The 6392-nt window shown below is 61.3% G+C and carries 1 protein-coding gene; it reads right to left on the reverse strand.

Annotation, left to right across the window (positions count from 1 at the left end; translation table 11 throughout):
- Positions 1-6392, reverse strand: a 6392-nt coding sequence (locus V7080_RS22565) for an amino acid adenylation domain-containing protein (RefSeq protein WP_334190627.1), incomplete at both ends; no start/stop codon positions are given.

The following is a 6392-nucleotide window of genomic DNA, read 5'->3' on the forward strand; positions in this document are numbered from 1 at the left end:
TCCACTGCAGGCGGTTGACCACCGCACGGTGCTCGTTCATCACGCCCTTGGGCTGACCGGTCGAACCCGAGGTGTAAATTACATAGGCCAAGTTGCGCGCCGTCGTACCTGTTTCAATCGCTGTGGCATGTGCGGATTCCTGGCTCCATTTATGCGCATCGGCATCCACGTCGATGACGGCGCCCGGCTTGGTGTCCATGGCGAACCGTAGCATCGCGCAGACCTTCTCGCCGATTTGCCCATGTGTGAGCACAGCAACCGGAGCACTGTCTTCCAGCATGAAGGCCAGCCGCTCGACCGGATAGTCGGGGTCCAGCGGTACGTAGGCACCGCCAGCCTTGAGAACGGCCAGCAAACCAACCACCATGTCGATGCCGCGTTCCATGCAGATTGCAACGCGGGTATCCGCCTGCACACCCTTGCCGCGCAGGTAATGCGCGAGCCGGTTGGCATGCGCGTCGAGCGCAGCGTAGCTCAGACATGCATCCTCGTGCACGACCGCAGCGGCGTCCGGGGTCCGTACTGCCTGCCGTTCGAACAGCGTATGCACGCAGATATCCGTCGGATATGCAACATCGGCCCCATTCCATTCCACCAGCATGCGCTGACGTTCCATCTCATCTAGCAGTGAAATGCGCTCGACCGGCTGGTGTTCATCCCGCACCATTCCGGACAGGATGTTGTGCAGATAGCGCAGATAGCGTTCGACCGTGGCCCGGTCGAACAGTGCGCTTGCGAATTCGACACCGCCGACGATGCAGCCGTTTTCTTCCCCCAGGTTGAGCATCAGGTCCATCTGCGCCACGTCGTGCCCCGAACCGACCTGGGAAAGCGTCAACCCGGGAATATGGAGGTCGCCTTCATCGTTATTGCGCCAAGCGAACAGCGTCTGGAACAAGGGGTTGTGTGCCAGGCTGCGCGGTGGATTCACGATTTCAACTACTTGCTCGAACGGCAGATCCTGGTTTTGTTGCGCCTCCAGCGCTCGAGCTTTGACGCGCTCCAGTAACTCTTTCACAGAGGGCGAACCCGACAGGTCCATGCGCAGCACCAGCGTGTTGACAAAGAAGCCGATCAAAGGCTCGACCTCGGTACGGGTACGATTGGCGACCGGCGTGCCGATCATCAAGTCCGTTTGGCCGGACAGGCGAGAAAGAAGAATCGCCCACGCGCCGAGGAGCGTCATGAACAGCGTCGCTCCATGTCGCTTGCTCAAGCGGTCCAACTCGCGGGATAACTCATGGTCGAATTCGAGCGCAACAAATGAACCGGCATAGTCCTGCTGCGCCGGGCGTGGACGATCGGAGGGAATGTCGAGGAGCGTAGGAGCGCCGGCAAGCGTACGCCGCCAGTAATCGCCTTGCGCTTGAAGCACCTCGCCGCTGAGCCAGCGCCGTTGCCATGCCGCATAATCCGCATACTGCAAGGTCAGTGGCGGTAAGCCGTCATCCACGCCTTCGACGAATGCACGATACAGGCTGCTCATTTCCCTGGTCAGCACGCCCATGGACCAGCCGTCCGAGACGATGTGATGCATGGTGATCAACAGCACATAGTCATCGGCCGCGAGGCAAATCAGACGGCCGCGGACCAGAGGGCCGGACGCAAGATTGAAGGGGGCACTTGCCTCCGTTTCGATCAGCGCCTGCAATTTGCCGTTGGTCGCATCCTGCCCGCGCAGGTCTTCTTCCACCAGCCGGAACCCGGCATCCGGCGGCGCGATACACTGCACCGGCACACCGTCGACGAGGTTGAAAGTCGTGCGCAGTGCTTCGTGGCGCGCCACCACCCGGTCCAGCGCCTTGCGCAGGGCCGCCACATCGAGCGCCCCTTGCAAGTGCAGGCCGAGCGGGACGTGATAAGCCTGGCTCGCCCTTTCCATCTGGGCCAGGAACCACAGGCGTTGCTGGGCGAACGAGAGCACCAGCGCTTGCGATCGGTCCACCGGCTCGATGGGCGGGAGCACGCTGCGCTGTGCGTCCGCCAGGGTGCGTGCAAAATCGGACAGGACCGGATATTCGAACAACTGGGTCACGCTGACTTCGATACCCAGGGTTTCGCGCAATTGGGATACCACGCGCATGATCAGCAATGAATCTCCGCCCATTGCGAAGAAATGATCGTGCCGCCCCACTCGCTCCAGTTTCAGCACATCGGCCCAAATCGCGGCCAGCGTCTCCTCAACCATACCTTCCGGAGCGGCATAGTCGATGGAAGCGAACGCTTCCGCGCCGGGCGCGGGCAAGGCCTTGCGATCGAGCTTGCCGTTTGCCGTCATCGGCAGCGCGTCCATGATCACGTAAGCCGCCGGCACCATGTAATCCGGAAGCGACTGCTTCAGGTGTTCGCCGAGCTCTCCACTGGTGAGCAGCGAGCGCTCCTGCCGCGCGCCTGCTTGCGGGTCGCGATCGAACAGGAAATCGTAGAACGGTGTGTGCCGGTACTCTTCGCGATAGTGGTGGGAGCTGTACACAAACGAAAATACTTCGCCGTTCTGGCGGATCAGCTCACCCGACAAGTGGTAGTCCGGATTGATGCCGTTGTCGCAAAGCTTGCTGACCACGTCCATCCGGATCGCGTCGCCGCATGTGACATCGATTCCCGGATAGAAGACGGGGAAGTACACCGGCAGCCAGCAGTATCGATGATCGATGATGTCGATCACCTCGTCGTACGCGGTGTACAGGTTGAGCCAGACCAGGAAGCCGTCGATCCGGGCATCACGCGTGATCGTGAAGCGTTCTTCGCGCCTGAACTCCGGTTCGGTTTGAACCGTGTGGTCGAGGTCTTCCAGCGTGCCGACGTTGGAGATCAGGTTTTGCCGGCTCACGCCGCTCAGGCACAGACGGAAATCGAACTTGTAGCCGCGGTGCTCGAAGATCTTGTCGATGTACTGGGCGCCGGTGTCGGAAAAGCGCGGATCGGCCAGGAAATCGTCAGGCAACGTAACCGCGGCGATCCGGGTCATCGTCCGCTCGGGGATCATCACCCCGTCGTCTTTCATGAAACGCCAGGCGTTGTTGATCAACACCCCCGCACCTTCGCAGCCGCCGATGGATCCGACGATCTCGGATACGCAGACGTCGGCCAGTTCGGGCAATTCAACCCTGGTTGCGTCGCCATGGATCAAAGTGATCCTGTCGCTCAGGCCAAGTTGCTCGATGCAGGCTTTCGCCTTGCGGTAGCTCTCCTCGAGCAACTCTATCGCGTATACCTTCCGGGCACCCGCCTCCACGCAGAAGCGCGCGAGGATGGCGTCCTTGCCCGTTCCGATTTCCACCACCACTTTGTCCTTGACCGCGCGGCCGATCGCGAGCTTGTAGCTTCGATTGCGGCGCTCGTCATTGGTCATCGCGAAATAGAGCAAGTCGTCGTACACGAAGTACTCGGCGATCGATGGCCATAGTTCGATGCGCTGCAAGAGTTGCGGAACGACGTAGGCGACCAGGCGGCGATCGCCAGGTTCATCTTCCCGACAAAGCACCACTGCCTGCTGTACGTCCGGGTGCTGCGCGAGCCGCGCCTCGATCTCGCCCGGCTCGATACGGAAGCCGCGCAGCTTGACCTGGAAGTCGCTACGGCCGAGAAATTCGATGCTGCCGTCCGCACGGTAGCGACCGAGGTCGCCGGTCCGGTACATCCTTGCGTCCGGATCGCCGGCGAAGGGATCAGGCAAGAAACGTTCGGCGCTCAGTTCGGGGCGGTTCAGATAACCGCGTGCGACCTGAACACCGCCGATATGGATTTCACCCGCAACGCCAACCGGAACCGCTTGGCCCCGAAAGTTCAGCAGGTAGATACGGGTATTACGGATGGGACGGCCGATCGGCGGCGCAGCTTCCTCCGCTTCATCGCAAAGATGCATTGCCGCGCAGACCGTCGTTTCGGTCGGGCCGTAGGCATTCACCATGCGGCGCCCCGGCGCCCAGCGTTTCACCAACGCTGTGCTCGACGCATCCCCGGCGACCACGAGCGTGCTCACAGTTGTCAGCATTGCATCGTCCGGCATGGTGGCGAGCACCGCCGGTGGCAGGGTGACGTGGGTAATTCCATAATGATCGATGAGTTCGCTCAATGCCTGTCCGGCCAGCACCACGCCGGGATCGGCGATATAGAGGGTGGCTCCGGTGCAGAGCGTGACGGCAATCTCGGAGACGCAGGCATCGAAACTCGGCGATGCGAACTGCAGTACGCGGCTATCACTATCGACGGCAAACCCTTCCGCCTGCGCCACCACCAGGTTGCAGATACCGCGGTGTTCGACCATTACGCCCTTGGGCTGCCCGGTCGAGCCCGAAGTATAGATTACGTAGGCGGTACTTCCCGCCGTCACTCCGGCGGCCGACGGATCAGGATTGGCAAATATTTCGGTCGCCCATTCATGACAGTCCAATGCCAGGTCGAGCGAGGGAACGGCGCTTGCAGCGAGACTCCAGAGCGTCTCTTCCGGCAGCGCGCCGCAAGTAAGAATCAGGACGGGAGCACTGTCTTGAAGCATGAACGACAGGCGTTCCGGCGGATACACGGGATCCAGCGGGACATAAGCGCCGCCTGCTTTCAGAATCGCCAGGATGGCGACAACCACATCGGTGCTACGCTCCATGCATAGCGCAACACGTGCTTCGGCCCGTACGCCGCACTTGCGCAAGCGATGCGCAAGACGGTTTGCTGCGGCATTCAGCTCGCTGTAGCTGAGAGTGGTGTCACCCTGCACCAGAGCGATCATATCCGGCGTGCTCGCCGCCTGGCGCTCGAACAGCGTATGCATGCATTGCTCGGCCTGGTAGGTGCCTTCGGTCCTGTTCCAGTCATGGAGCAAGGCCCGGCGTTCCTGTTCCGGTAACACGTCGATATCGCGCCAAGATGCGGCCGATGCGCTTTGCAATGCCCGCACCAGCCCCGCAAGAGCGGCCTCCATGTACGCGCACACCCGGTACGGATCGAAGGGCTGCGACAGTTGCACTTTCAGGCCGAATCCCTTGCCGGTATCGTCCACATGGAATGTCAGCGGATAGTTCGTCCTGTCCTGCCCACCGAGAAACTCGATGCCGTCCCATGCTTGCTGATCATGACCGGCCGATCGTTCAGGGCTATGGCGGTAATTCAGCAAGGCGCTGAACAACGGTGTCGGCGCCTCCACGCCGCTGCAACGCTGGGCAAGCGTCAAGGGCGCATGCTCGTGGCGTAGCAATTCTGCAAGCAAGGCATGAGTATGGTGTACGGCTGCCTGTACGTTTTCCTCGTGAAGCCTGATCCGGACCGGGAGCGTATTCATGAACAAGCCAAGCACGCGGTCGGCGCCCTCGCCGCTCTGCATGCGTCCGAACAGCACGGTGCCGAATACCACGTCGTCGCTGCCGCTCAGCCTGCCGAGCACCGCCGCCCAAGCTTGATGAAACAGGCTCGCGACGCTCACGCCAAGGCTGCGCGCACAATCGCGCAGCGCTTGTGCCAGTTCGGATTCGAGCTCGTACTCGGCCTCGTCGATGCCGGAGCCGTCTCCCTGGACATCAACCAGGCCGTAGGGGGTGGTCGGCTCGACGACATCGCTCAGCATGTGGCTGAAAAAAGCCTTGTGTTCTTCTCGATCCACACCGAGACGGGCCTGTGCGACGAAGTTGCGGAACGGAAGCGGTGCCGGAAGGCTGGCTTCCTCGCCCCGCAGGTAGGCCTGGATCTCGCGCTGCATTGCTTCCAGCGTCGTATGGTCGATCACGAGGTGATGAAAATAGTGCAGCATCAGCCAGCCGCCGCTGGCCATGTCAGGCGTGATGAAGGAACGCATCAAGGGTGCCCGGCGCACGTCCAGCCGGTAATGATCCTGCGACGAAATCGCATGCAGGTATTCGACTGCATCGTCCGCCATCGGGTCGATGACGATCTCTTCAATGATGAGCGGCGCCTTGCGCCAGACGACTTGTACCGGTTCCGGCAGTCCCTCCCAGACGATCGCTGTGCGCAGGATATCGTGCCGATCGACCACCGCTTGGAGCGCACCCATGAACTGGTCGAGTCGTTGACGCGACGCGAAGCGATACAGTGTGGGCGCCACGTAGACGTCACGCCGCCCCGCCATCAGGTGGTGAAACAGGATGCCTTCCTGAAGCGGCGCCAATGGATAGATGTCCTGTACATTGGCAGCGCCGCCAGGCACCGCGCTCACGATGCGGTCAATGTCGCTCGCTGCGAGTTGCACCAGCGGCAGCATCTCGGGTGTCAAGGCAACACAGTCAGCCGGAATAAGGTTCTCGGGAACGGAAATCATGCCGCTGACGCCGCCCACTTCCGATGCGAGTTCGCTCAGCGTAGGATGTGTAAATAAACTGCGTACATCCGTATGCAAGCCTGCGCTGCGCATGCGTTCGATCAGCGTAATGGCCAATAACGAATGG

Origin of the sequence: Noviherbaspirillum sp. (assembly GCF_036846085.1) — a bacterium.
GTDB lineage: Bacteria > Pseudomonadota > Gammaproteobacteria > Burkholderiales > Burkholderiaceae_D > Noviherbaspirillum.